The 24443-nt window shown below is 44.7% G+C and carries 16 protein-coding genes; 14 read left to right on the forward strand and 2 right to left on the reverse strand.

Annotated elements, in window-relative coordinates; all coding sequences use genetic code 11:
* Window positions 1–16 precede the first annotated feature (16 nt).
* The 7 genes from ACRRU2_RS22535 (at window position 17) to ACRRU2_RS22565 (ending at window position 10458) form a co-directional block, all read left to right on the forward strand.
* Window positions 17–1735, forward strand: a complete 1719-nt coding sequence (locus ACRRU2_RS22535) for an extracellular solute-binding protein (protein WP_432505176.1) — start codon at window positions 17–19, stop codon at window positions 1733–1735.
* Window positions 1736–2020: 285 nt separating this feature from the next.
* A complete protein-coding gene (locus ACRRU2_RS22540) occupies window positions 2021–3688 on the forward strand; it encodes an extracellular solute-binding protein (protein WP_432505178.1) in 1668 nt (555 codons plus the stop codon).
* Between the two features lie 123 nt (window positions 3689–3811).
* On the forward strand, window positions 3812–4717 hold the full coding sequence (locus ACRRU2_RS22545) for an ABC transporter permease (RefSeq protein ID WP_331698961.1): 906 nt from the start codon (window positions 3812–3814) through the stop codon (window positions 4715–4717).
* A gap of 40 nt (window positions 4718–4757) precedes the next feature.
* On the forward strand, window positions 4758–5642 hold the full coding sequence (locus ACRRU2_RS22550) for a carbohydrate ABC transporter permease (RefSeq protein ID WP_331698962.1): 885 nt from the start codon (window positions 4758–4760) through the stop codon (window positions 5640–5642).
* 38 nt (window positions 5643–5680) lie between these two features.
* On the forward strand, window positions 5681–7414 hold the full coding sequence (locus ACRRU2_RS22555) for a sensor histidine kinase (RefSeq protein WP_432505181.1): 1734 nt from the start codon (window positions 5681–5683) through the stop codon (window positions 7412–7414).
* Window positions 7415–7437: 23 nt separating this feature from the next.
* Window positions 7438–9111: a response regulator transcription factor gene (locus tag ACRRU2_RS22560; RefSeq protein WP_432505183.1), complete on the forward strand. Its 1674-nt coding sequence runs from the start codon at window positions 7438–7440 to the stop codon at window positions 9109–9111.
* Between the two features lie 90 nt (window positions 9112–9201).
* Window positions 9202–10458 (forward strand): Gfo/Idh/MocA family protein, encoded by a 1257-nt coding sequence (locus ACRRU2_RS22565; RefSeq protein WP_432505185.1) that lies wholly within the window; start codon window positions 9202–9204, stop codon window positions 10456–10458.
* 1100 nt (window positions 10459–11558) lie between these two features.
* Here ACRRU2_RS22565 and ACRRU2_RS22570 read toward each other — a convergent pair.
* On the reverse strand, window positions 11559–12332 hold the full coding sequence (locus tag ACRRU2_RS22570; RefSeq protein WP_432505187.1) for an endonuclease/exonuclease/phosphatase family protein: 774 nt from the start codon (window positions 12330–12332) through the stop codon (window positions 11559–11561).
* 1 nt (window position 12333) lies between these two features.
* The gene (locus tag ACRRU2_RS22575) at window positions 12334–13191 is read right to left on the reverse strand and encodes a metallophosphoesterase family protein (protein ID WP_432505189.1); all 858 of its coding nucleotides are present in this window, start codon (window positions 13189–13191) and stop codon (window positions 12334–12336) included.
* A gap of 275 nt (window positions 13192–13466) precedes the next feature.
* Between ACRRU2_RS22575 and ACRRU2_RS22580 the strand changes: the two genes are divergently transcribed.
* From ACRRU2_RS22580 to ACRRU2_RS22610, 7 genes are all read left to right on the forward strand, one after another.
* Complete coding sequence (locus tag ACRRU2_RS22580; RefSeq protein WP_432505191.1) at window positions 13467–18020, forward strand: discoidin domain-containing protein; 4554 nt, start codon at window positions 13467–13469, stop codon at window positions 18018–18020.
* Between the two features lie 941 nt (window positions 18021–18961).
* Window positions 18962–20959 carry an alpha-L-fucosidase gene (locus tag ACRRU2_RS22585; RefSeq protein ID WP_432505193.1) on the forward strand — a complete coding sequence of 666 codons (1998 nt, stop codon included), beginning with the start codon at window positions 18962–18964 and terminating at the stop codon, window positions 20957–20959.
* On the forward strand, window positions 20946–21968 hold the full coding sequence (locus ACRRU2_RS22590) for a glycoside hydrolase family protein (protein WP_432505195.1): 1023 nt from the start codon (window positions 20946–20948) through the stop codon (window positions 21966–21968). The genes ACRRU2_RS22585 and ACRRU2_RS22590 overlap by 14 nt, the downstream gene beginning before the upstream one ends.
* Window positions 21952–22122 (forward strand): hypothetical protein, encoded by a 171-nt coding sequence (locus ACRRU2_RS22595; protein WP_432505197.1) that lies wholly within the window; start codon window positions 21952–21954, stop codon window positions 22120–22122. Before ACRRU2_RS22590 ends, ACRRU2_RS22595 begins: the two co-directional genes overlap by 17 nt.
* 10 nt (window positions 22123–22132) lie before the next feature.
* Window positions 22133–22585, forward strand: coding sequence for an SGNH/GDSL hydrolase family protein (locus ACRRU2_RS22600; protein WP_432505233.1), 453 nt, complete (start codon window positions 22133–22135; stop codon window positions 22583–22585).
* A 9-nt stretch (window positions 22586–22594) separates the two neighbouring features.
* Window positions 22595–23548, forward strand: a complete 954-nt coding sequence (locus tag ACRRU2_RS22605; RefSeq protein ID WP_331698972.1) for an ABC transporter permease — start codon at window positions 22595–22597, stop codon at window positions 23546–23548.
* Between the two features lie 16 nt (window positions 23549–23564).
* Window positions 23565–24434, forward strand: coding sequence for a carbohydrate ABC transporter permease (locus tag ACRRU2_RS22610; RefSeq protein ID WP_432505199.1), 870 nt, complete (start codon window positions 23565–23567; stop codon window positions 24432–24434).
* Window positions 24435–24443 lie beyond the last annotated feature (9 nt).

Genomic DNA, 24443 nt, shown 5'->3' on the forward strand with positions numbered 1-24443 from the left:
AGGAGGAGTAAGCATAATGACCTATCGAATCATATCAAGAAATCTCTTTATACTCGCAATTTTAATGTTATTTGTCTTGAATGCCTGCATCAAGGAAGAGAATAAGGAGAAGGAGCCTGACAGGAGTGATCAGGAAGCTGAGCACAACATGGATAATGAGATAAAGACGCCCGACGAAGAACGCAATGGCCCCGCTGATCCATTAGGCAAATATGACCCGCCTATCGAAATATCAACGGTTCGTATTTTGGGGGAAAGTATTGTATTTCCTGAGGGGCAGTCCGTTCATGACAATGTCTGGTATGAGGATTACAAAAATTCGCTTGGCATTAACTTGAAAAATAAATGGGTAGTCAGTCATCATTCCGGAGAGCAGAAGATGAATATATCGATTGCTTCGGGAGATTTGCCTGATTTTTTTGCTGTGAATGCTAATCAGCTCAAACGTTTAATTGAAGCAGACATGATTATGGATTTGACCGAAATATTCGAAAGCTATGCTTCGCCGCTAACGAGAGAGATTTTGGCACAGAATCCAACCTCGCTTCCATCCGCAACCTTTGGCGGCAAGCTGATGGCCATTCCGAATACCCAGTCAGCTATCGACTATGCCCATTTAGTATGGGTGCGTACAGACTGGCTGGAAGAGCTGAAGCTGCCGGAGCCGAAAACAATGGATGATCTCATCAAAATATCAGCAGCTTTCTCAAAATTTGATCCTGATGGAAATAAGCAAACGAATACGGTAGGGCTAATATTAACGAAGGATTTGATCGACGGTTATGGCGGATATGAAGGATTTATGCATGGCTATCATGCCTATCCAATGTTTTGGATTAAAGATGAAAAAGGCAAGCTTGTGTATGGAAGCATTCAGCCGGAAGTAAGAACGGCATTGCTGCAGCTGCAAAAAATGTACAAGCAGGGGCAAATGGATCGGGAATTTGGGGTTAAGGATATGGCGAAGGCGGCGGAAGCTGCAGCAGCAGGAAATAATGGAATTGTTTTTGGGCAAATGTGGAATCCGTTATGGCCGATCTTGTCCAGCAAGGAACACGACAGGACGATTCAGTGGCAGGCGTATCCGCTTGTTTCGGCTGACGGCAAGCCGGCGCGTCCGGGAATTAAAGCGGCAACTACAGAGTATTATGTGGTGAATAAAGGGGCCGCCCATCCAGAAGCGCTTATTAAAATGCTGAATTTGTTTGTAGAACGGATATGGGGCGATCATACAACGTTTGAGCAATTTGAGAAGCTGTATTCCAGCAATGGAATTGAACATCATAACTACGCGGCTGTGCAAGCATGGCCATCACGAAAAAATCTGGACATTTATTTAAAAGTAACGGAAGCGCTGCGAACAAAAGATACATCGAAGCTGAATATGGAGCAATTGCATACCTACAACAGTATTCAAGCTCATCTTAATGGAACAGGCGAAGCGATGGAGTGGGCCTATGAACGTGTATTTGGCGAACAGGGGTCATTTTCAGTCATTAATCAATATCTAAAGGATGATTTACTCGTTTACGACGAGTTTTATGGGTTGCCGACTCCGACGATGGCTGAGAAAAATACAATTTTAGAAAAGATCGAAATCGAAGTGTTTACGAAAATTATTATGGGAGATCCTATCGAAAACTTTGATAAATTTGTTCGCGATTGGTGGGAAATTGGCGGCAGCCAAATCACCAAGGAAGTAAATGAATGGCATGATTCGATGCAAGGATCCTAGAAAAGAAGTGTGTCCGCCAAGGTTGATAAGTCAACCTGGGGGCACGCTTCTTTTTAAATTGTTCTCCAGTCCCAAAACTGCTCTCCGTTACCCTTTTCTTTTGCGTACAGGGCATCAAGCAATATACGTGTGTTTTTGTGTATACTGAAACCGTGTGTCAACAGGTGTATACGAAAGTAAAAACTAGTATCTAGATGAGCCGGGGACTACTTTTTATACTAGAAATATGAAAGGCAGCTGCACAGTTTGCAGCGAAAACTACAACAAACATGATGGAGGGGTAATATGTTGAAGAGCAAAAAGGCACTTGCGATTGTCTCATTGGCGCTGACCTTAGCGCTTACAGGCTGCGGAAGTAAAACAACGCCTGAGTCAAGCAGCACGCCGGGGACTTCCAAGGAGCCGGTTCAAACAACAGATACGGGAAGCAGCAATGAAGTATTAGAGGTTTCAACGGTTTCGCCAAGCGATCCTTACTTGAAGTTTGATGAAGGGGAAAGCTTTGACAAAAACTCGGTTTATGATGCTTACGAAAAAGATATTGGCGTAAAAATTACAAATAAATGGGTGGCCGATATAACCCAATTTAAAGAAAAAGTAAAAATTACAATCGCATCCGATGACCTTCCGGATTTCTTGCTAGTCAATGCTACACAGCTTAAAGAGCTTACTGAAGCTGATATGATCATGGATTTGACAGAGCTTTATAACGAGCATGCAACGGAAGAAACAAAAAAGTTTCTGACGATGGACGGCGGCATGCAAATGAAAACAGCTACTTTTGACGGAAAAATGATGGGGATTCCAAGCTCCTACAATCCATTCCAATATCAAACCTTGTTTGTTCGCACAGATTGGCTGAAGGAGCTTAATCTTCCTGAGCCTAAAACGATGGACGACTTTATGAAAATTGCCGAGACGTTCAAAGCTAAAAACCCTGGCGGTACAAAAGAAGCTTTCGGTATTGCAGTAAGCAAAAATCCATTCAGCAATGAAACTGGCGTAACAGGGCTTAAAGCATTTTTGAACGGTTACCATGCCTACGAAAACATTTGGATGGAAGATGGCAATGGCGGACTGATGAACAGTGATATTCAGCCTGAAACGAAACAAGCGCTTGCAGCTTTGCAGGAGTGGTTTAAAAAAGGCTTGATTGACCCTGAATTCGCAGTAAAAGATGTTGAGAAAGCAGCTGAGCTTATTTACGACGGCAGCATCGGTATGGTATTTGGAGCTTCCTGGACGCCGGCACAGCTGGCGCAAGGCGCAGTTAAAGACGGCAAGGTTGTTCAAGAATGGGGTGCATTCCCGATCCCTTCTGCAGACAATAACCCTACATTAAACCAAATTGGTATTGGCGTTGACGAATATTATGTCATTTCCAAAAAAGCTAAACATCCTGAAGGCGTTATCCGTTTGCTTAACCACTGGGTTCAAATGACTCTAAATCCTACAGAGGATCAGAAAGTTTATGAATATGGCAAAGACCGTGTGGAGAAAGGCGCTAACTACTGGCTGCTCAATCCGCTTCGCGTAGGCAGACAGATTGATAATAACGGTGAAATTTTACCTAAAGCAATTGAGAATAAAGATGAAAGCATTCTTGAAACGACAGATCAAAAAGGACGTTATGCCCGCGCGATGCAATATTTGAACGGCGATGCATCTATGTGGTGGGAAATTTTGATCTCCGGTCCAAAGGGAGCATTCTCGCTTGCGCCAGAAATTCAAAAGAATAAGCAATATTTGCAAAACAAATTCTATGGCGCGCCTACTCCAACGATGGCCGACCGCCAAGAAATTTTAACTAAAAAACGTGATGAAGTATTTTTCAAAATTATAATGAACCAAGTGTCTGTTGACGAATTTGATAAGTTTGTTGAAGAGTGGAAAAAGCTTGGCGGCGATGAAATTACCAAGGAAGTTAACGAGTGGTACAAATCGGTTAAATAGCAGATGACAGAGCCGGGGAGGGATTGGTTTCATGCAATCCCTCCTTTTTTCAAAAAGCAATCTGGCGCGGAGCAACAAAGTAACAAATGCTTAGCATGCAAGTGAATCAGCGAGGTGAAAGGTATGAATGGATTAGCACGCCTATGGAAGAGGGAATGGCCGCTTCATTTGATGCTGCTGCCAGGTTTGGCATTTATTATAATTTTTAGCTATGTGCCGATGTCAGGCATTATCATGGCTTTTCAGAAATATGTACCGAATAGAGGCTTATTCGGATCTCCCTTTATAGGCTGGAAAAACTTTAAGTTATTGATGGATTATCCGGATATCGGCCGTATCTTCTTCAATACGGTATATATTGCTGTTATGAAAATAATTGCGGGGTTGTTCGTACCGATCACAATCGCGATTTTACTTAATGAATTGCGCAGAGAGTGGATTAAAAGGACGTTCCAAACGTTGGTATACTTGCCTCACTTCCTGTCGTGGGTTTTGCTGAGCGGTATTTTGGTTGATATTTTATCCCCGTCTTCGGGTGTTTTTAATCAGCTGCTCGGTTTTTTCGGAATCAAGCCAATCTTCTTTCTGGGAGATAATAACTGGTTTCCTTATGTTATGGTCGCTTCGGATGTATGGAAAGAATTCGGTTTTGGAACGATTGTATATTTGGCGGCATTGACAGGTATTAATCCAACGCTTTATGAAGCGGCACAAATTGACGGTGCTGGACGCCTGAAGCAAACCTTTCATGTGACGCTGCCTGGGATGATGCCGATTATTATTTTGATGCTGACGTTAAATATCGGTAACGTGCTCAACGCCGGCTTTGATCAAATTTTCAACCTGTACAGCGCCCCAGTGTATGAAAGTGCCGATATTATCGATACGTTTGTTTATCGAATGGGTATTCAGCAAGCTCAATTCGGTTTTGCAACAGCTGTCGGCTTATTGAAATCAGTCGTATCCTTTATATTCATTTCCGTATCATACGTAATGGCTTACCGGATAGCGAATTACCGCATATTCTAATCGCGGTTAGAACAGCGGGGCTACAGAAAGGAGAAACATCGTGGCGATTAAACCTACGTTTGGGAGAAAAGTTTTTATAGCTTGCAACTTTTTATTTTTAGCATTTATTTCATTTCTTTGTTTAATGCCTATTATCCATATATTAGCAATTTCATTCAGCTCCGGCCCTGCTGCAGCAGCGGGAAAGGTAGCATTATGGCCGGTTGAATTCACGACGGCTGCTTACGATAACGTGTTCGGGAAGCCTGAATACTTGAAGGCTTTCAGTGTTTCGATTCAGCGTGTAATAATTGGTACTATTTTGAGTATGGCGCTTACCATTATTACAGCGTATCCTTTGTCTAAGGATACGAACGCTTTGCGTATGAGAACGGTTTACGCATGGATTTTTGTATTTACGATTTTGTTTAACGGCGGACTTATTCCGACTTATTTGACTATTAAGAACCTTGGACTTATCGATTCGCTGGGCGCGTTGGTGCTGCCGATTGCGATCAATGTTTTTAACGTCATTTTGCTGTTGAATTTTTATCGTAATTTGCCCAAAGAGCTTGAGGAATCTTCACGGATCGATGGAGCCGGACATTTTACTACACTTTGGAAAATTTATGTACCGCTGTCGTTGCCTGCGCTTGCGACTACAGGACTGTTTACGATGGTAGGGCATTGGAATAGCTGGTTTGACGGTATGCTGTATATGAATCATCCTGAAAATTATCCGCTTCAAACCTTCCTGCAAACGGTTATTATCAAAATGGACTTCCGTTTTATTAAGTCGGAAAATGTAGAGCTGATGCTGAAGCTTTCGGACCGAACAAGCCGGGCGGCGCAAATTTTCGTTGCAGCCTTTCCGATATTGATCGTCTATCCATTTTTACAGCGGTTTTTTATTAAGGGGATTGTAATGGGAAGCGTAAAGGAATAAGATAAAGTTCCCTAACTCTTCGCATAGGAGAATGAGACATGAAAAGTGTATTCTTTTTAACGGACTCCTCTATATTCAAAAAAATTATGGCTGCCTTTTTGGCAGCCTTGCTTCCGCTTATGGCGATCACATGGATGATTAATGAACAGGGAGCAAAAAATATAAGAAATGAAATATCCGGTTCTATTATGAATACGACTCGCTTTTATTTGGATTCCCTAGATAAAGAAGCCGATCGTATTAACCGGTATTTGCCTATTTATGTGATGGACCGTGATTTGATGGAGCTTGCGGCTACAGGTGGAGAGATGAGCTCCTACGAAAGGTCGCGCAAAATATTAGATATACAGCACCGACTGGATTTGATGAAAAACTCAAGTCCTTTTATTCGTGAAGCAAAGGCTTATGTCCCGCTGCTTTCTAGAACGATACTAAGCGCCGGTTACGAACCGTCTATGGACGAGGTTGAATTTGAGGCCATGCAGCCTAACAAAAGGCTTTATACAGAACCGTTTACTTATTGGCATGAAAAAATATTTATTACGATGCAGTATCCTGCCGGCAAAGCGAAGGATCCGCTATATATTGTCGGTGTAGAGCTTTCGGATAATAAAATTAAAGAGACACTTACGCAAATCGGCAACAGCCGGGGCGGACAGACGGCGCTCTTCAATCTGGAGCGCGGCTGGGAAATAAAAAGCGGCTACGATACTGGATTATATGAGCAAATGAAGCAGCTGGCGGAGAGCAAGCAGCTCAAAGAGGATCATGAGGGATATGAAACAGTAACTTATGATGGGAAGCGTTTTCTGACGGTATATAAATATTCAGCGGTATGGAACTCTTATGTCATTACGAGCATTCCAGAGCATATGATACTGGGCTCGCTGCAGGTCTATCAGAAGCTGTTCTGGTGGGCATGCGCGCTGGCTGTGCTAATTGTATTATTTTTTGCTTATTTCTTAATCAGGCTTATCTACCGTCCGCTTATGAGGCTCGTTCATTCCTTCAGAAAAATTCAGCAAAACAGGCTGGAGCCGATTGTAGCCAGTAGCGGCAAGGATGAATTCGGCTATTTGTATCAAGCTTTTAATGATACGGTCAAATCTTTGAAAACACTGATAGAGGAGAATTACGAGCAGCAAATACGCAATCAGCGGTCAGAGCTGAAGCGTCTGCAATCACAAATTAATCCTCATTTTTTATATAATTGCTTTTTTGTACTGTGCCGTCTGATTAAATCCGATAAGCAGAAGGAGAAGGCTTATCAATTTTGTTTATATATCGGGCAATACTTTCAATTTATTACAAGGGATAACGACGATGACATTACGCTTGAGCAGGAGCTCAGCCATTCCCGCACTTATGTAGAGATGCAGCGGATTTGCTACGGTGACCGGATCGATGTACTGTTCGAGGCGGAAGATGGGCCGATTGTAGTGCCGCGCTTAATTTTGCAGCCGATTATTGAAAATGCGTATAAGTACGCGCTTGGTAACATGCTTGGCGCCGGCGAGCTGTGGGTGCACAGTAAACAAGCGGATGATGCATTCTATATTTTTGTAGAAGATAACGGAGAAAGCATGACCGATGAACAGATAGAAGCGCTTGATAAGCGTATTCGTTACGGGGCAAACCAATTGGAAGAGATGACAGGGCTTCTCAATGTGCATCGCAGAATTCAGCTTCGTTATGGAGAGGGATTTGGTATAACTTTGGCACGTTCGGAGCTGGGAGGCTTGCAAGTCATTATAAAGCTGAGCATGAATTGAGCATGAACTGAGGAGGAAATGCCGTGTACAGATTGTTGGTTGTTGATGATTTGCCTGTTATTGTAGACGGTATGCTGGAGCTGTTCGAGCAAACCGAGCATTTGGATTTGGAAGTCATGAAGGCTTATTCTGGTGAGGAAGCACTGGAGCTGCTTGCCTTGTACCGGATTGATGTCGTGCTGTCTGATATTAAAATGACAGGCATCGAGGGCATTGAGCTTTTAGAGGAAATTAAAAAGCAGTGGCCTGCTTGCAAGGTCATTTTCCTGACCGGCTATAATGATTTTTCTTATGCGAAAAGTGCTATAACATTAGGAGCCTTTGATTATTTGCTCAAAGTGGAAAGCGATGACAAAATTGTAGATGCAGTAGAAAGAGCCATTAAAAAGATCGAGGAGGAACAGGATCAGGCGCAAATGATAATACGTGCTCAGTCCAAGATGAGAAAGGCGCTGCCTTCTTTGCAAAAAGAATATATGTGGGGAATGTTTCAGGGCCGCCAGCTTACGGAGGAGCAGCTGCGGGAAGCCTTTGCCGAGATGGACATTCCGCTTGATGTCAATTTGCCTGTATACTTGCTGATCGGCAGAATTGATGCTTGGAAGGAAATGGTCACAGCGCCTGACAAAGCGCTTCTAGCCTATGCTTTTCAAAATGTCGGAGATGAATACTTAAGCGCTCATGTTCGCTCCTTTTCCCTTGTTTTTGAAATGAGCAAGATCGTATGGATTATTCAGCCGAAGGCAGCTCAAGAGCTGTCTGATCATACATCACCAGCATGGGGCCGTACACATCGGTTCACAAGCGGCATACTGGAAACGATTCAATCTACCTGCAGCAGACTGTTAAGTCTGTCGGTATCCTTTATGCTTGGCAGCCAAACTGTGCCGTGGAAGGAGCTTTCTGACCGGTTTTATACACTGAAATACGGGCTGACGCAAGGACATGGCTTGTTTCATGAAGTGATAATGACTGATGCCGATATTAAAAAGTCAGAAACTGCCGACAAAAGCTATAATGACAGTTATTTGCAGGCTCGTATTCAGCTTCTGTCCAGCTGTTTGGAAAACAATCACCATGAGCAATTCAATCAGCTGTTTTCGGAGCTTACACAAATATGGAGCTCTGCTGAAACCTCAAGTGAACGCAAGATGGAGCTGTATCACTCGTTATCGGCTGTATTTTTGTCCTATCTTCATAAAAATAATGAATTGCGCGAATATTTGAATACGCACATGGATTTGGATTTGCTGTTCAGGCAAAGCGATTCAGTCTCATGGGATGAGCTTGTGGATGATTTTTGGCAAATTGCCAACAGTTTTTTGGAATGGCAAACGCTGAAAGGGACAGAGCTGCCTGCAGAAGTCATTAATAAGGTTCATAAATATATTGAAGAAAATATGTCCGGCGATATTTCCTTGACAGCCATTGCCGATCACGTCAGCTTGAATCCTTCTTACCTGTCTCGTTTATACAAGCAAATGACCGGTATAGGCTTATCGAAATATTTGAATGATTATCGTAATGTAATCGCCAAGGATTTGCTGCTTAACAGCTCACTAAAGGTGAATGAAATAGCGTTCAAGCTGGGCTATAACTCAGGGCTGGCCTTTATCCGCTTTTTCAAAAAGCAAAACGAGATGACGCCCCAGGATTTTCGGTCGATGCGCAGCCATGCATCAAGCAAAGGTCAATAATTGTATATGGAATGTAAGCAATGATCTATTTTTCTTCTCTCTGCCCGCAAGTACAATTAATAGTACTACATGTATTTGGAGGGAAACACATTGAAGAAATTGACAGCTGTGCTGCTTGGTGCGGGAAGCAGGGGCAGATTTATTTATGGACCTTATGCCGAGAAGTTTCCTAACGAGCTGCAGTTTGTAGCAGTGGCCGAGCCGGATCAACAACGACGGGAGAGCTTTGCCAAGCTGCATAACATCGATGAACAATTTGTATACGACTCTTGGGATAAAGCTTTCGAGCAAGGAAAGATAGCGGATGTTATGATTATCGCTACCTTGGACAGAATGCACTATATTCCGGCTATGAAGGCGATGAAGCTGGGCTATCATGTCATGCTGGAGAAGCCGATGTCTCCTGATCTTAAGGAATGTGTGGAGCTGGAGCAAGCCTCGCTTCGCCATAAACGGCTGCTTGTTGTTACGCATGTGCTGCGTTACTCTCCGTTTTGGTCGGGCATTAAGAAATGTATCGAGGATGGTGAGCTGGGCAAGGTTGCGACGATTCAGCTTACCGAAAATGTAGGCTATCAGCATATGGCCCATAGCTATGTGCGCGGCAATTGGCGCAAATCCGAGGAATCCAGCCCAATGATTTTGGCAAAATCCTGCCATGATCTTGACATTATTTCTTGGCTAATGGATCAGCCTTGTACGACTGTAAGCTCTTTCGGTTCTTTGATGCACTTTCGGCCCGAAAATGCGCCTGCTGGATCTACTGAACGCTGCATCGACGGCTGTGCGGTGGAGCGGGAGTGTGCTTTTTCTGGCATTAAAATGTATCTGGAGCAGCCGGCGGATAATTGGGCGCGCTACATGACCAGTGATCTTACCCAAGAGGGGATTATCCGCGCGATGAAGGAAGGGCCTTTTGGACGCTGCGTGTACCGCTGCGATAACAATGTGGTGGACCACCAAATTGTTAATATGGAGTTTGCGAACGGTGCCAACGCTTCATTTATTATGTCTGGTCTTACCCAAAGCGGAACACGCCGCGTACAGGTAATGGGAACCGAAGGCGAAATTATCGGGGATATGGATAAGGGAGCATTTACACTCTACCGCTATGTAAGCGGAGAAGAGATCGAAATCAAATGCAGCGTGAAGGGTGACGGCCACGGCGGCGGCGATCATCGCATGGTCCGCTCCTTCCTGCAAAATGTGCGCAAATTCGAGGAAAATCCGGGGCATGGACTCACATCTGCGACCGCTTCCTTGCAAAGTCACTTGATCGCTTTTGCATCAGAGCAGTCCCGTCTTGATTCGGGCAGAAGCATTAAGCTTTCGGAGTTCAATGGATAAGCTTTCGTGAAAGGCAAGCATTTGAGTAGGACAAATTAATTTCTCGTTAGCAGGGTATCCCTTGCGGCCGCTGTTGTCTTCGCCAAATTTTTGTTGAAATCAACAGATTAGCGGATATTTCGCGCAGACAAAGGCGGACGCTTTCGCTCCTCCAGTGGATACCCTGCCCACGTCTATTTGTCCATTCTTCTCTGTGTAGTTTTCTCAAATGTGAAATGCTCCCATGAGGGGAGCATTTTTCATCTCTAGAGCAGAACCGCTATTGGTTCAAACAGCAGAGGTCCAAGTTTCGTAGATACGCGTTCCTCATTCGGCCCCAAACTATCATTTGCCAAGTTTCGCATATGTTACGTTCCACATTCGACCCCGAGTCTCCTATTTTCCAAGTTTCGTGGTCACACGTTCCGCTATTTGCTCCAAAACCGCTGTTTTTCAAGTTTCGCGGACACACGTTCCGCTATTGGCGTATTTGCAGCCCTTTTTTACGAATTTTTCGTGCAATAGCGGAACGTCTGTCACTTTAGTCGGCCAAATGGAGTACTTTAAGCGAAATAGCGGAACCACTGACCAGGTTACTTTTACAGATACACGTTGGATCTATAGCGTTAAGGTTACTTTGCAGATAAACTTCTCATCATTAGCCCCAAGCTACGATTTTCCAAGTTTTGTAGATACACGTTCCACATTCGGCCCCAAACTATCATTTGCCAAGTTTCGCATATGTTACGTTCCACATTCGACCCCGAGTCTCCTATTTTCCAAGTTTCGTGGTCACACGTTCCGCTATTGGCGTATTTGCTGCCCTTTTTTACGAATTTTTCGTGCAATAGCGGAACGTCTGTCACTTTAGTCGACCAAATGGAGCATTTTAAGCGAAATAGCGGAACCACTGACCAGGTTACTTTTACAGTTACACGTTCGATCAATAGCGATAGGGTTACTTTTACAGATACACGTTCGATCAATAGCGTTAGGGTTACTTTTACAGATACATTTCTCGTCATTAGCGTTACTTTTGCAGATACACTTCTCGTCATTAGCGTTACTTTTGCGGACACACTTTTCGTCATTAGCCCCAAGCTTCCGGGTTACTGGCACGCCTAGCTGCTCCAAGTGCACACTATCGGATAATGGTCCGAGATAAGATCAGTTTCTTGATCATAGCAAATGGATGCGGCAGGATTCCGCTGCAAAAGAGCTTTATTGATAAGAACATAGTCAAGCCGCAATTTGGCTGCATGCATTGCATCCTCATTCATTTGAGTCGGAACGGAATGCTGGAAGCCGTGGCTCGTACCCACATCCGTTAGTCCGGAATCGAGCAATATTTGCATCGGCTTATAGTTGATCGTTCCATGATGGCAGAACTTCAAGCTCAGCTTTTCATTGCCATTCAGCAGCTGCAGCATATTCGCTTCCGTATAATACCTGCTGTCATGAGCAGACAATGTATTCATATCTCCCATCAGCAGGGCTGGCTCGTTTTGCATATTGACCATATGAGCGGCTATTGACGCAGCTTCTTTTTCCCTCGACACCGATTCGGCAGGAGACAGATGTGTAATCATAATGTTAATGCCTGCTGTTTTGACGTGGATCACACCGTGCCAAAAATGCTCCGTTAAGCAGCCTTTATACTCAATCGGCGTTTTGGACATAAGGCCTATGCGATATTTGCTGGGCTGGTCTTCAAACAGATAGGAATAGGAAAAGTATGTCTGCTCGGCAAAGTCAGCCAGTGATTCCTTCGTCCAATCATTTAATTCATTAAACCCTACAATGTCCGCTTGCTGATTGGCTATCCAATTTTTAAGCAGGGAAAGCCGCCCGGGCTCCTGGCATCCATCCAGCACATTATACTGTATGATTTTCATTTTAAAACCTCCATGTGCATGCACGATGCTTTTCTTGTCCTTGAACATAGCTTTTTTCTTCATTATAGACAGGCTCAAAGGATACCGGGATGCTGAGCGCCCTCGTTTCGACTGAAAGCGAGTGCTGCGTCAGCTCGACAATTTTATATTCAAAAGGAGTCTCAGAGAAGGCGCTGCCCGTTACAAAAACGCCCTGCTCCGTTTGCTTTAACGTATTGATGTGGTTATGTCCTGACAGCACACCTTTAATGCTAGGAAAACGGCTCAAGCGGCCCAGCACCAACTTTGAAAATTCGTCCGATACACCATGAATGATTTGATCCTTGCCGCTCTGCTCCATCGGTACGCCATAGATCGGATTATGTATGGACAGCAGCTGTGGCTGATGCCTATATTTTTCAAGAGCAGAATCCAATTGCAGCAACTGATCCTCTTCAAAAAATACATCTTGCGCGCTTTTCCAATAGTAGGAATAGCCGGGCTCCCATTGATTAGGAACGACATGAATGAAGCAGTCCCCACCATCGATCGTATACTGCGGTTTGTTGCCGATAAAAAATTGCGGTGTAATACGAAGCCATTTATCCAGCGCATCCTCGCAATCAAGATCATGATTGCCAAGTGAAAGATAGACAGGAACAGGCAAATCGAACAGGCGTGCAGCTTCCTTTAATGTTTCTTCTGTACATTTGTCCACCATATCGCCGCCATGCAGCACAAAATCAATTTCCCCTTGCTCTGCCAGTTTTTTAATTTCCTGTATAAGCTGCTCCATATGCTCCGGGTATGCCGGCTGCTGATGAAAACCAATTGGCGAAGCGCCGATATGAGTATCGGTTAAAAATAAAAACTTGGCCACGTTATATCATCTCCTGTAGTTTATAAGCTGTCATTCTATCAATTTTATCATATCCTCACGAGTATGAAATGTCTTAAACACTTATTTATCTGTTGAAAATAGATTGGTAGACATATTGAACGCGGCACTGCCTAACACGATAGTTGAGATCTCTTTAGCGTAAGTTACAACAGGTGGACCGTAAGTTATTCCATATACTGCATAACAGGTTGTGTCTACAATTTAAAGTAGGGTTGAAAGCGATTCCAAAATACTAGGAAAGGATGTGCTTTATTTTGCAGAGTTACCGATCAAAGTTTTTTGTGATTTGTCTCGTTTTTTTAATAGCAGGACAGCTTGTATCAGCAGGTTTTTCCAGTCAAGCTGCTGCAGCAGAGGAGGGATCAGCAAGCTCAGCTTCACCAGTAAATGTATTGGAAGGGGCGACCATTCACGATAAGAGCAGCGACACTTCAAATGGAAGGGCGGCTAATATATTAAGTGCAGGTACGGAATCTTACTGGTCTGCACTTGCTTCGGATCGATTGGATGATCTGAATGTTTGGATTGCGGTTAAGCTTGAGGCTCCAAAGAAATTCGATAAGGTGAGCATTCATGTAAACAGGGACAGGTATATATCAAATATTAAAATCCAATATTCCAGTAACGGCGAAGATTGGAATGTTGCCTATGACCAAGCCTATTCCGGCTCAAGCAGCACTGCGAAGACAATTGCAGCTGCTTTTGATGAGGTGACAGCTCTGTATATGCGAGTTGATTTTTCAATGGTTCCGAACACTAACGTGGGAAGTGCCCCGAATGATACTCAGTATTATGAGCTGCAAGCCTTTTTAACGGAATCAGAAGAGCCTGGCACAGGCGAACCTGAACCGCAACCGGAACCGCTGACGGGCAATTTGGTGCTGGGGCAAACGAATGTGAAGCGAAGCAGCGATTTGTCATCGGCAAAGGCGGAATATGCTTTTGACGGAAATGCTACGACGGTTTGGCAGCCGCAAAAAACAGACCGCGAAGATGATAAAAATGTTTGGATGAGCGTTGATTTGGGGCAAACCGTTACGTTCAATCATATTGTTATTACTTTTAATGCCGGAGCAATTGACAAGTATCAAATTTTATATTCGAATGATGGCGTGAACTGGCAGGAGGCGTTAGTCCGGGACCGCAATGTCAGACCGATTCAAGGCATTGAGGATGTCATTTTCGATGCTGTGTCCGGATCGCATATTAAGCTGAATGTCGATCTCGCAGCTACATCAAATTTTCAGGTGGCGGAATTTGAAGTGTATCATACAACAGGCGTAGTACCGGCTCCGCAAGATTTGGAGAGCATTTATTTGGTTAAGGAGGATGGGACTCCTTACGCTTTAAATGAGCAAGTTGTACTGCAAAAGGGGCAGGCCTTTGACTTGCAGCTGAAGGGCAAGCTTGCAGGAGGACAGGAGGATGAGCTGACAGGTGTAAGAAGGTCATTCGTAGGTTCTTCAGGCTCAATATCGATTAGCCAGTCAGGAACAGTTACAGCTTTAAAATCAGGAGCCAATCGTGTATATGCCTATATATTGGTAGGCGATCAAATACTGATGACACCAGATTTTTGGGTGGTGGTTGAGGATGAGGAGAAGTTTTTGAAGGAAGCCATCGTTGCTAACACGTCGTTGACGCATCCAACGATGGCGGTCGAAATTGGAGAGCCAGCCGTTATTGCGCCTGGTGCACAGTATCCGGTCGTTTCGGTTCAGTCGAATGTTAATGGGATACTTCATGCACAGCTGCTGCGTGATGGTGCGCCTGTCAATATTGCAATAGATGACATTCAGTTAACGAAGGGGACAACGAATCATACGATTGCAATACCTGGAAATGTTACGGAGAAAGGCAGCTATGAAATTCGCTTGACGATCGAGCCGAACAGCGAAAACAATAATCCGGCATTGCAGCCCGTATATGATTCCTTTTATTTTACCGTTATGGAGGCAGGAGATGTACCGGCGGGTCAAAGCAAAATCGCTTATTTGAACAGTGCTGATAAGCTGGAGTATGTGCCAGACTTCAAAGGCAATCAAATTATTGACTTTTCCAATGTAGGATATAAGGGGCTTGGAGGTACAGCGTTGCCAGATGTACAGGCGAAGGTAGTCGTTGAGCCAGGACCTGGGGATGATACGGCCCGCATTCAAGCAGCCATCGATCAAGTATCGGCTATGCCGCTTGATGCGAATGGCTTCCGCGGTGCTGTTGTTCTGAAGGTAGGAACGTTTGAAATTGCGAGCACGCTTTATATTAATCAAAGTGGCGTCGTGCTGCGTGGAATGGGTGAGGACGAGGATGGCACGATTTTGCTGGGGACAGGAACCAGTCGGAGAAATCTGATTGAAGTAGGCCCTAAATCTGCTCCAGTGTTAGTTGAAAATACTAAGACTGAGATTAGCAATTTGTATGTGCCATCTGGCGCAACTGTTTTCCGTGTAGAGGATGCAAGCCAATATCAGGTTGGCGATACCGTTATGATAAGACGTCAGGGTAATGAAGATTGGATTCACGAAATAGGTATGGATCATATTTATATGCGCCCGGGCACAACGAGCGGAACACTGCAATGGACGCCGTTCAATCTTGATTTTGATCGAGTTATAACAAAGATAGAAGGCAACACGATTACGATTGATGCACCGCTTGCTAATGCGATTGAACGCAAGTGGGGAGGCGGACAGCTTTATAAGTATACGGATGTAAATCGGATCGAAAATATCGGTATCGAAAAGATTAGCGCCGTATCCGAATATGATCCTTCCATTACAGATACTCAAATGGACAACGAGTTTTTAGATGAGCCTTATTTTGCCGATGAAGATCATGCGGAACGTTTTGTTATGCTGAATGCTGTAAAGAATGCATGGGTGCGCAATGTTTCTGGTCACCATCTATCTTACGCGCTAGTCCAAATTGGGCGCGAAGCAAAATGGGTCACGGTACAGGATGCGGAAGTATACGACATGGTCAGCATTATTACCGGCGGCCGCAGGTACAGCTTATTTATTCAAGGACAGCTTAACTTTGTACAGCGTATTTATGCAGAAACGTCTAGACATGCATTTGTGTACGACAGCCGCGTACAAGGACCTAACGTTGTATACGATAGCCTGGCAGTAAAAGAATACAATACAAGTGAGCCCCATCACCGCTGGTCTGTTGGCGGATTATTCGACAACGTCGATGCGAGAATCAACATTCGCGATCGTGCGTGGCTTGGAAGCGGGCATGGCTGGTCAGGCGCCAATTATGTATCGTGGAATACGAAGGGCGGATTAGTATCGCAGCAGCCGCCAACCGCGCAAAACTATGTAATCGGACATGAGCCTCATAATATTGGGAAAGTGGTTGAAGCGCTCGTTCCTAACGAGTATGATCCGCGCCCGCGCAGCAATGGCTATTGGGAATATGCAACCACTAGCGTGAATGGCCCGGAAAGCTTATATGTACAGCAGCTGGCTGAAAAGCTGCAAATCAGCTATGCAGCGACTGAAATCAAAATGGCGAAAAAGGCAGTAGGAGGAGGCTCTCTTGATAATCCGGATGGCATAACTGAAGGGGGGCATCATGGCGGCAACGGTGGCTCGTATGTCGTTACAGAACCGCAAGGCATCGCCCGCAAGCAAGGCGATTATGAGACTACGCTCACATTAAATCAAGAAGCAATTGAAGCATATGCCAAAAAGCATTTGGTTGAAGGCACTTTATCTATCGATGCGTCAGCTGATAAAGGTAACTTAATCATTGAGCTTTCTTCAGCAGTCGTTAAGTATTTGCAAGAAAGAGTTGCCCAGCCGCGTATTCAAGCCATAACGCCGTTTGGTGCAGTAGAGCTGCCAATCGACAGCCGTGCATTGCAGCGAGCTGCAAATGAAATGCAATCGGATAATATTATTTATCAGCTTCGTATTCAAGAAGTATCCGCTGCTGTTCAAGAGCAGATGTCGGCATTTGCGGCCGCAAATCAATTCACTTCTAATAGAAGCTTGCTGCTTGTACAATTCAGCGCTTCTTCTGACGGTCGCAGTATCGATTTGTTAGATAACGGAAGTCTTACAATCTTGCTTGGCGATATTGCACTGGATCCATCTAATTCGACAATTGCAGCATTTGATTCGGCCGCGAACGTGATTAAGTTTAGACCGGCTATATTTGAAAAGACGGATAAAGGCTGGCAGGTACGGATTAGTCGTGCGGACAGCAATAATTACATGCTAATCACACAGAATAAAACATTTGCCGATCTTGCAGGTCATCGCGATGAGCAAGCGATTAGATTACTTGCGAACAAAGGAATACTGCAAGGCAAGTCAGAAAATATATTCGCCCCGGATCATGCTGTGACTCGTGCGCAGCTGGCAGCGCTTGTCGTACGCATGCTCAATCTTAAGATGAGTGAAAACAGCTTGTCGTTTGCAGATGTAGCTGACCAAGCATGGTATGCGGGCGATGTAGCCGCTGCTGCATCCCATAACCTGATCCAAGGCTACAGCAATGGTGATTTCAGGCCAAATCAAGCCGTTACCCAGGAAGAAGCAGCTGTTATTTTACATCGCGCGCTGCTGCTGATGGAAAAAATGAATCAAATCGAGCAGCCCGCCGCATCTAATGCAGCCTGTGCTAGCGGTCAGAACGCGGCTTCATGGGCTAAAGATGCAGTGTGCCAGCTTGGTGCAATCAATGTGCTGGGCAGCGATGCTGCAAATCCGTTCATGGCAAAAAACCATATGAATCGCGGGGAATTTGCGCTAGTTGCTATGCGTCTGCTGGCTTACATGGAATTCATAAATAAATAAAAAATAAATTCATAAAAAAGCACATACCCATCTTAATTATCACTCTACTTGATGACGAATTCGTTCTCCTATAATGAATGTAACGACTGATAGACTGCAAGCTTGTCGGTTCATTACATTCAGGAGAGCGAATTCTTTTTTTTGTACCTAAATAGCTACTTTTACGACTATGACTACTTCCGATGATACTGCTTCTGATGAAACCGTTGCGACTGATGGAATTGCTGAACTGCTGAAATTGATGGAACTTATGAAACTGGTCTACCTGCTGGAATAGCTTTAGCTGATGGATTACTGAAACTGATGAATCTACTGTAATTGCTGAAATTCCAGTAACTATCCCAGTAACAAATGTAACCTCTCCTTAAATACGAGGATGTTGTTTCAATGTGATAACCATTAGTGAACACGACAGCCTTGGACAGCGTCTTAATTTGTTAAAATTGCGCTAACGGTTGCCATTGACGCTATTTCGATTATTTTAGCCCGTTTGAAAATGTAACGGTTGCCATGAGCGTTATTGTACCATTTTTCGAAGAAATCAACGGTTTATTGGGTAATTAAGCACGATAGCAACCGTTAGAAAAATTAATCCGCCATTTTAGCTTGAATAGCGTTCGTAGCAACCGTTAAAAAATAATCATTTGAGAAAAAACGGAGGGCAAGGTTGGAGCTGGAGAAGCGATAGCGTCCGCCTTTGTCTAGCTATTGTAACGTCTAAAGATTTTAATCGAAACAATAGATAGACAACACGGTCATAAGACCAATCTTGCACGCAGTGACTGATCTCATAAGAAATTACCAAGTTATCTTGCACGGAGTTACAACGTTCATAAGAAACTAGCAAAGTTAATGTGCAAAGTGAATACTCTCGTAAGCGGTCAGTAAAGTAATCGTGGACACTACACGAAACATATTAAGCATCAGAAGGAGTGAGCGGAATGAAAGCTGAGGATATGCTGCTCGACAATGCAGAAGCCGATGCGAGACAAATGCCGCAGACTGCCCTAAATGAAACCGACGAGTGCGATCCGCGCATGCAGTGGTGGAGAGAAGCGCGACTCGGCATGTTTATTCATTGGGGACCATACTCAGTGCTGGGCGGAGAGTGGAACGGCAAAGAAGTTGAAGCGACATATGCCGAGCATATTCAGTTAAGGGGCAAGATTCCGCTTCGTGACTATGAGCAAGTAGCGGCAAGCATGGATTTATCCTCATTTCATGCGGAACATTGGGTACAGCTGGCGAAGCAAGCCGGCATGAAATACATCATTATGACAGCGAAGCATCATGATGGCTTTGCCATGTATGATTCGCAGGTTTCAAATTACAGCGTTACAAAATGGGCGAACACTGGACGCGATCCTGTTAAGGAGCTGGCAGACGCCTGCGCAAAGGAAGGCATCAAGCTTTGTATCTACTACTCGCACGCGATGGATTGGCATCATCCTGATTCGCAAGGCAATACGCTTGATTACCCGGGCAATATCGGCGCGTGGGATTCGCTTGACACATGGATTGACGATGAAGATAAGCGTCAACGCTATGAACGGTATTTGCGAGAAAAGGCATTTCCTCAAGTCGAGGAGCTGCTGACCCGGTATGGCGATGTTGGCATTATGTGGTTTGACTGCGGACATAAGATTTCCGATGAGCAAGGGCATCAATTTATTGAACTTGTTCATCGGCTTCAGCCAAGCTGCCTCATTAACAAACGGGTGCGTGGCGACGGTTTTGGCGATTATGGCAATCCTGGCGACAACCAGCTAAGTGTAAAGGTTACACGAAAAGACTGGGAATCGATCCATACATTAAATGACTCATGGGGCTATCGCCACTCAGATCATAATTGGAAAAGCGCCAATGAGCTAATTCGCCACCTGATAGATGTCGTTAGCATGAACGGTAACTATGTTCTGAATATAGGTCCTATGGGAAGTGGTCAGCTTGATGCTCAATCAACGAAGCTGCTCGAAGCAATCGGTCAATGGATTAGTGTGAATGGCGAAAGCATTTACGGCACAACGGCAAGTCCGATTGGCAAGCCGCAATGGGGGAGATGCACAGCTAAGCTGCAGGAAAAGCTTTTGTATTTGCATCTATTTGAATGGCCAAGTGATGGCCAACTAATCGTGCCAGGCATTAGGAATTCGATTGTGAAAATGGAGCTTTTTTGCGGAGCTGCGGCGGAGGAGCTTGAGTATGAGCGGCTCAATGATCAGGACTGGCTAGTTAAGCTGCCAGAGTCTGAACGACGTTCTAATGGCGAAATCGTTGTAATCAGACTTCGTTTTGAAGGCGAACTGCTGGCTAATCCAATCCCAAGATTAATAGAGTCTCAATCCAATACGCTTGCTGCTTTTGATGGAAAGCTGGAAGGTCCTTCGCTGCGCCTCGATACCGGCAAGAAAGGCAGAGAAAATATAACCAATTGGGCGAGTGAACAAGACAAAATATCATGGCAAATTCGCGTTGCCTCTCCCGGTTCTTATTCAGTTCAAGTCAACTATGGGGCTGATGAGGAAAATGCAGGCGCAAAATATTGTCTGGAAATAGTGAGGCAAACAGCAGAAAGTACAGCTGGTAAAGCAACGGGTCAGCATACTGAAGAGTCGGCTAGTCATGAAGAAGGTAAGCTACCACTCGGAGCAGCCGAACAAACTGCTGACCGACTAGCCGAACGAACCGCTGAACGGTCAGCCGACCAATTATCCATCCAAACTGCTGCACAAACAGCTCAATTGACCGCCGTTACAACCAACACTGGCGGTGCCTACGAATTCCGCCAAGAGGACATTGGCACTATTCAATTCCATGAGCCCGGCATCTATACACTTACGATTCGGCCTGTGCATATTCCTGGACAGTATTTACTGAATTTGGCAGCCGTTGCTTTGAAGCAGGTAAAGAAGGAGGAGATGCAGCATGTTTCGCTTTGAACCGGCGCCTGTAAATGGCGGTTTTCGAATGGAAGGCTATTGGGTGTGGTGCGGTTCGGTTATACGGGGCGAGGATGGCCGCTATCATATGTTTGCATCGCGCTGGCCGACAAGCCTGCCTATGCATCCCGGCTGGCTTGTCGCCTCTGAAATTGTTCGCGCAGCATCGGATACGATTGAAGGGCCGTATGTGTATGAGGAAACTGTACTGCCTGCGCGGGGAGCTGAGTATTGGGACGGACGCAGCACTCATAATCCGCATATCGTCAAGTACAACGATAAATATGTTCTCTTTTACATGGGGACAACTCATCCATTGCCAGAGCCAGACGCCTCGCTCAAGCTAGATGATCCGCTTACGATAGTAGCCCGTTCCAATAAACGAATCGGAATAGCCACTTCATCCAGTATCTATGGACCTTGGGAGCGAAGCGATCAGCCGATTTTGGATGTCCGGCCAGGCAAGTTCGACAGCTATTTGACCTCGAATCCGGCGCCGTGCATTCAGGAGGATGGCTCGGTGCTGTTAATCTACAAGGCGCGCCGATACGAAGGCAACCGTCATGGCAAAATGACGATCGGAGTAGCAAAGGCGCCGCATTATGGAGGACCTTATCGCACCATTAGTGAGGAGCCGATCTTTCCTCCGCAATATCATATTGAGGATCCATTTATTTGGAAGTCGGGCAATGGATTTGAGATGATTGCCAAAGATATGGACGGAAGTATATGCGGCGAGAAATATAGCGGCGTACACGCCAAATCTGCAGATGGCGTTCATTGGTTTATCGACGACAAAGAACGAGCATATTCTCGTTTGATCGAATGGGATGATGGCAGCACGCGGCTAATGGGAAATTTGGAAAGGCCATTTCTCTATTTTGAGAATGGCGAGCCGACACATCTTTTCGCGGCTACTTCAGATGGCAGCAACGGATTTCATGATTGCACGGAGACCTGGAACATGGTTATTCCGCTGGAAGGGAAGAAGAATGATGGAGATTCATGATCATGAGGTCATATTGTTTATCGGCGACAGCATAACAGATTGCAAACGCGATAAAACAGATGCAGCTGATTTGGGAAGAGGCTATGCATTTTTAACGGCTGCACATATCGCGGGGCTGCATCCTGAGAAGAAGCTTACGTTACAAAGGCATTAATGGAAACCGTATCGGTAATTTACAGGAACGCTGGCAAAGCGATTGCATTGATCTATCGCCAACAATTGTATCGATATATATCGGAATTAACGATACGTGGCGCAGATTCGACCGCAATGATCCAACGACAGCGGAGCAATTCGAGGCTGGCTACCGTGATATTTTGGAACGCACCCAAAAGCAGCTTCAAGCGCGCATCATACTAATCGAGCCTTTTGTACTTCCAGTTCCAGAGGATCGCCGATCATGGAGAGGGGACTTGGATGGCAAAATCGCTGTCATTCATCGCTTGGCAGAGGAATACCGGATTCCGCTAGTGCAGCTTGACGATGCATTCGCAGAAGCAGCTAACAAGGCATCATACGAGCAATTAGCGCCGGACGGCGTACATCCTACATTGGCCGGCCACGCTTTGATTGCCAAGCGCTGGCTGAATACGGTAGGCATCAATTCTTTCAATTAGGAGGCAGCCATGGCTAGTAAAATTCAAGCATCAGATCGCATTAAGTACGCTCGTACAAGGCGGGAAATGTGGACGATATTCCGTAAATACAAAGCTATTTATTTTATATCGATTCCCGGCATTCTTTATTTTATCGTGTTCAAATATATTCCGCTTGGCGGAAGTGTAATGGCTTTCCAAAACTATAATTTGTTCAAAGGACTTATGAACAGCCCATGGGCAGGGCTGGAGCATTTCCAACGCATGTTTGAGTATGACGAGTTTATGCAAATTTTCGTAAATACCGTATTAATAGGCTTGTACAATCTAGTATTTGCTTTCCCGATTCCAATTATTTTAGCACTGTTATTAAATGAAGTCCGGCTAATTTTTTATAAGCGATTGCTGCAAACCGTTGTGTATATGCCGCATTTTCTATCCTGGGTCATTATCGGGGGGATCGCAATCGGTCTTCTGTCTCCTACTACCGGCGTTGTTAACAAAATAATGGAAGCGATTGGTTTAAGTAAAATCTATTTTCTTGGTGAAGAATCCTATATTCGGTCGATTATTGTTAGCTCCGGCATTTGGAAGGAATCAGGCTGGGGTACCATTATTTATTTAGCTGCTTTGGCTGGAATAAATCCAGAAATGTATGAGGCAGCAAGAATCGATGGTGCGAACCGCTGGAAGCAAACAATTGCAATTACGATTCCGTCTATTTTACCGACTATCGTTATTTTATTCCTGCTAAACATCGGCAACTTCCTTGATCTTGGCTTTGAGCGTGTCTATGTATTTTTGAATTCCTTGAACTCATCCAATGGTGAGATATTGGATACGTATATTTATCGAGCAGGTCTATTAGATAAGCAATACAGCTTTACAACAGCAATTGGGCTGTTCAAATCCATTATCGGGCTTGCCCTTGTTATGATCGGCAACATGCTGAGCAAGAAAACAACCGGCGAATCTCTCTACTAAGGCAGGTGAACAATAGATGCAAAAGTTGACAAGTGGTGAAAAAGTATTTCAAGTTTTCAATTACATCTTCTTAACGATCATTTCATTAGGTATGGTGCTGCCGCTGCTGCATATTGTCGCCCAGTCGCTGAGCAGTGATCTTGCGATCAATGCAGGCAAGGTCGGCATACTGCCTGTCCAATTTACATGGGACAATTATGCAGTTGTTGTGCAGGATTCCTCGGTATGGCGTGCGTTTGTCGTAAGCGTCATTGTAACGGTAGGTGGAACATTCGTCAATTTGATTGCAACGGCGAGTCTTGCCTATCCGTTATCGCGCCCTGAATATATCGGCAGAAAATACATTTTGCTGATGGCGCTGATTACGTTTATTTTTAGCGCTCCGCTTATTCCGAATTATCTGCTCGTACGTTCACTGGGGCTGCTCGATTCCTTATGGGCACTTATTATTCCTAGTGCGATCAGCGCGTACAATTTGTTCATTATGCGATCCTTTTTCTTGAATTTGCCTAACGAGCTTGTCGATTCGGGAAGAATTGACGGCTGCGGCGAGCTGCGCCTAATATGGAGCATTATATTGCCGCTGTCTAAACCGGTTATGGCGACGATGGGATTATTTTATTCCGTCATTCATTGGAACTCGTATTCATCCGCATTATACTATATCAATACACGTGCATTGTATCCGCTTCAAGTGCGGCTCAGGGAGATCGTAATTACCGATCAGTTCGGAGAAATGGACACGTTCAATTCGCTGCTTAATATTTCGCCTGAGGGGATGAAGATGGCTGTTATTGTGGTGGCAACACTGCCTATTATGCTGGTCTATCCGTTTCTGCAAAAGTATTTCATCAAAGGGATGTTAATAGGATCTATAAAATCGTAAAAGAACACA

Source organism: Paenibacillus sp. GXUN7292 (assembly GCF_050864975.1).
GTDB lineage: Bacteria > Bacillota > Bacilli > Paenibacillales > Paenibacillaceae > Pristimantibacillus.

Coding starts and splice junctions, on each gene's coding strand:
- ACRRU2_RS22570 (WP_432505187.1), bottom strand. CDS start 12,332: ATGAAAATCATACAGTATAATGTGCTGGATGGATGCCAGGAGCCCGGG.
- ACRRU2_RS22535 (WP_432505176.1), top strand. CDS start 17: ATGACCTATCGAATCATATCAAGAAATCTCTTTATACTCGCAATTTTA.
- ACRRU2_RS22595 (WP_432505197.1), top strand. CDS start 21,952: ATGATGGAGATTCATGATCATGAGGTCATATTGTTTATCGGCGACAGC.
- ACRRU2_RS22590 (WP_432505195.1), top strand. CDS start 20,946: ATGTTTCGCTTTGAACCGGCGCCTGTAAATGGCGGTTTTCGAATGGAA.
- ACRRU2_RS22585 (WP_432505193.1), top strand. CDS start 18,962: ATGAAAGCTGAGGATATGCTGCTCGACAATGCAGAAGCCGATGCGAGA.
- ACRRU2_RS22605 (WP_331698972.1), top strand. CDS start 22,595: ATGGCTAGTAAAATTCAAGCATCAGATCGCATTAAGTACGCTCGTACA.
- ACRRU2_RS22610 (WP_432505199.1), top strand. CDS start 23,565: ATGCAAAAGTTGACAAGTGGTGAAAAAGTATTTCAAGTTTTCAATTAC.
- ACRRU2_RS22540 (WP_432505178.1), top strand. CDS start 2,021: ATGTTGAAGAGCAAAAAGGCACTTGCGATTGTCTCATTGGCGCTGACC.
- ACRRU2_RS22555 (WP_432505181.1), top strand. CDS start 5,681: ATGAAAAGTGTATTCTTTTTAACGGACTCCTCTATATTCAAAAAAATT.
- ACRRU2_RS22545 (WP_331698961.1), top strand. CDS start 3,812: ATGAATGGATTAGCACGCCTATGGAAGAGGGAATGGCCGCTTCATTTG.